At 45.7% G+C, this 3,257-nt stretch carries 2 protein-coding genes; both read right to left on the minus strand.

The window, feature by feature from the left end; genetic code table 11:
- Positions 1–354: 354 nt before the first annotated feature.
- Positions 355–1,968, minus strand: coding sequence for a mechanosensitive ion channel family protein (locus IQ263_RS27815; RefSeq protein WP_194071260.1), 1,614 nt, complete (start codon positions 1,966–1,968; stop codon positions 355–357).
- Between the two features lie 471 nt (positions 1,969–2,439).
- A partial coding sequence (locus IQ263_RS27820) for a cation:proton antiporter (RefSeq protein ID WP_194071261.1) occupies positions 2,440–3,257 on the minus strand: 818 nt, incomplete at its 5' end.

A 3,257-nucleotide genomic window follows, 5' to 3' on the forward strand; every position in this document is an offset into this window, starting at 1 on the left:
GTCATTAGTCATTAGTCATTAGTCATTAGTCATTAGTCATTAGTCATTAGTCATTAGTCATTAGTCATTAGTCATTAGTCATTAGTCATTAGTCATTAGTCATTAGTCATTAGTCATTAGTCATTAGGCAAAACTTCGGACAGTTTTATATCTAGTCGAGTGTCCGAAACCCTTGCTGGCTATATACTGGACTATTTTTTCAAGGTTTGAGTTCAGTGCGCTAAGTTTCAGAAAATGCGTTAAAAATGGCAGGGCTTCCTCGCCCTCGGCTTACAGGGCCGTTAAAAAACTGTCCGAAGTATTGATTACGAAGAAGAAAGAAGAAAGAAGCAATAAGGAAGAATTTAATTTAAGTTATTTAGGGGCGACTGAGTTATTTTCCGACTTGAGTAAAGTGTTTCGTAAGGTTGCCTCTAGTTGCGGTGATAAAGCCAAAGGGATGCTCCCAGAGCGGACGTGCAGATCTCGTTGAGGAAACGGAATTTCGATTTCACGCTCTCGAAACAGTTCTTCAATACGGAAAAATAAATCACTTTTGACGCGATACTGTAGCATTGGTTCAGCAATCCACACCCGGAGTTCAAAATTAAAGGAACTCTCACCAAAACCCAAGAAAAAAACAATCGGTTCTGGAGTCCTCAATACATCAGAATGCCCCTTCGGAGCTTTGAGCAGCGCCGCCTTAACTTCACTGATATCACAGCCGTAGGCAACACCAACTGGAATTCTGATTCGCGACACAGAATTCTCATAGTTCCAGTTAGTTACATCATCCTCTAAGAAACGGGAATTGGGTAAAATAATCGAAACTTGATCTAGGTTGCGAAGCACTGTACTGCGAGCGCCAATACGGATCACAGTGCCTTCAATTTTACCGACATTCACAAAGTCGCCTACCCGAATCGGACGTTCAAAGAGCAAAATCAGACCGCTACCAAAGTTTTTAGCGATATCCTGAAATCCAAAACCGATACCAACTCCTAATGCACTAAAGATAATTGTTAGAGAACTCAGGTCAATTCCCCATATTTGCATCAGAACGATGGTTCCTATAACAACCAGCAAATATTTGGCAATCACGGCAACGGCTTCTTGACTGCCTCGACTGATACGGGTGACTTCCAAAATTCGCAGTTTAAATATTTTAGAAATAACGCCACTAAGGACAACCCATCCCAGGATTAGAGCAGCTAGAATTAGCAGATCGGTGACTGAGTAATTGTTGCGTCCTACAGACAGGGCTTTAGATGTGAAAGTGCTGACTAAACTGCTGGTTAGGGTGTAACTCCAAATCCGAGTTACCGGAAACAGATTGGTAATGTAAAGGGCGGTGACAATCCAAAGCGCAACCCTTGCAAAAAACAGAGTTAAGTTAAATAATAAGTTCAGAGCTTTGGGCGAATCATTAACTCCAACTTCTTTGTTTGATGGTTCGACAAATCGCTGGATTGCAGCTTGTCTGGCCGATCGCCACAGCCATCCCAATGCTTTGTTGAGGGCGATCGCCAGCCCGACAGTCGCCGCTGCCAGCATCAGCATATTTTTCATGAATCCGGCGCTTCTTTCATTTTGAGCTTGCTGCAAAGCTTGACTGAGTTGTTGGGCCCAAAGATTAGCTTGTTCGGCGGGCGTGCGATTTTCTTGCACATCGGATTGAGTGACTGTCAGCAGGTATTTGCCATTAACCAGAATGGTGGGATACCGATCGCGAATTTCAGTTGTGACTCGAACGGTTTCTTGAGATTGCTCAATTTGTTTGAGTCGCAAATTGAGCAAATCGGCTCGTTCGGTGCCCGTCAATGAGTCAGCATCGCTGACGCTAAAAATTGGACGACCATCTACCACAACAGATGTCGCCGTCCTCGCTGCTTGAACGGGTAAAGCCTGCAAAACTAAGCTCAGCGCTAAGGCTGTGATGATTCCCAGTATTTGGTAACGAACAAATGAAGATTTCCGGCGATTTAACATATTTTACCAATTTCAATGCACTCCTCATATTTCGCGATCGCTATGCCTCTAATAAACCTCCATCGCAAAGCAAGTTTTTGAACAAGCAGGATGCCCGTTCTACAAGAATCGTTGGAGAGGTTTCAGGGAATTGCAAACTGGATATTGATGACAAAGCCCAATAAGTGCAACCATCAGAAGGATTAACGGTGCGGCAGTGCTTGAGGAATACTTTGCCAGCGCACTTTGGTACTTGATACTCAGATTACTTTTGCATTATAACGGCTTAAACTGATTGAGTTACCCGTTCAGTTCCCTTAACACTGTTAGACAATGCTCGAAAGGACTGAAGTCCGAACGATCGAACTTGATGGAAAGGACTGAAGTCCTCATTACGAACTTGCTCGAAATGTTTAAGTATTAGTTTGAATCTATTCTGCGGCGGCATTTGGGAAGTCTCCAAGATATAGAAAAAACCGTCGCACTCTATAATTACTCCCCTATGTTCTCAACTCCCAAAAAGAGAGACAGTTCTTGATTTAAGCGACCCGATCGCACAAACTCAGCATAGGTGTCAGCCTCGATCGCCAGCAACTCACCTCGAATTTGCTCAGCAATAAACGTGCTGAGATCGGGATATTCATCTTGAAGCCGATCGACCTCCGCCTCAATCCTCATTAACTCCCCCTTAACCAGCGATTCTTGATACTCATAAAACTCCCGATCCACCCCCGGCTGGTCCTCCATCTCAGCCAACCGTTGCAACACCCGAAACAAAGCCGCCCGACGGGCGATCGCCTCCAAATACTCCCCGCGCATCGGCCCATCCCCCAGCAGATCCAGTTTTTGCAGAACAGGCTGAATAGTCAGTCCCTGCACCAATAAAGTAAACAACACCGTCCCAAAAACCGTCGCAATCACCACCTCCCGGCCCGGTAAACCTTCAGGTACACTCAAAGCCAAAGCCACCGACACCGCACCCCGCAGCCCTCCCCACCACAGCACCGTTTGCTCCGGCAGCGGAATGGACGACCCAGCAAAACGGTTGCTGAGACTTCCCAGTCCGTAAATGGCGATCGCCCGCGTTACAATCACCGCCACAATCGTCACCGCGATCGCATCCAAATTTTCGCCCAAACTCCCAAACCGAATCTGATCGCCTATCAGCAAAAATACAATCGAATTTACAAAAAAAGCTAAAAATTCCCAAAACTCACTCACAATAATCCGAGTGCGAGGATTCATCCCGATGCGAGAACCAAAATTGCCCAAAATTAGCCCCGTCGCGACCACCCCAATCACCCCCGACC

The sequence above is a fragment of the Tychonema sp. LEGE 06208 genome (genome assembly GCF_015207505.1).
Classification (GTDB): Bacteria; Cyanobacteriota; Cyanobacteriia; order Cyanobacteriales; family Microcoleaceae; genus Microcoleus.

What these genes read in the sequence shown, in the direction of transcription:
- IQ263_RS27815 (WP_194071260.1), bottom strand. Translation starts at nt 1,968, where the DNA reads ATGTTAAATCGCCGGAAATCTTCATTTGTTCGTTACCAAATACTGGGA.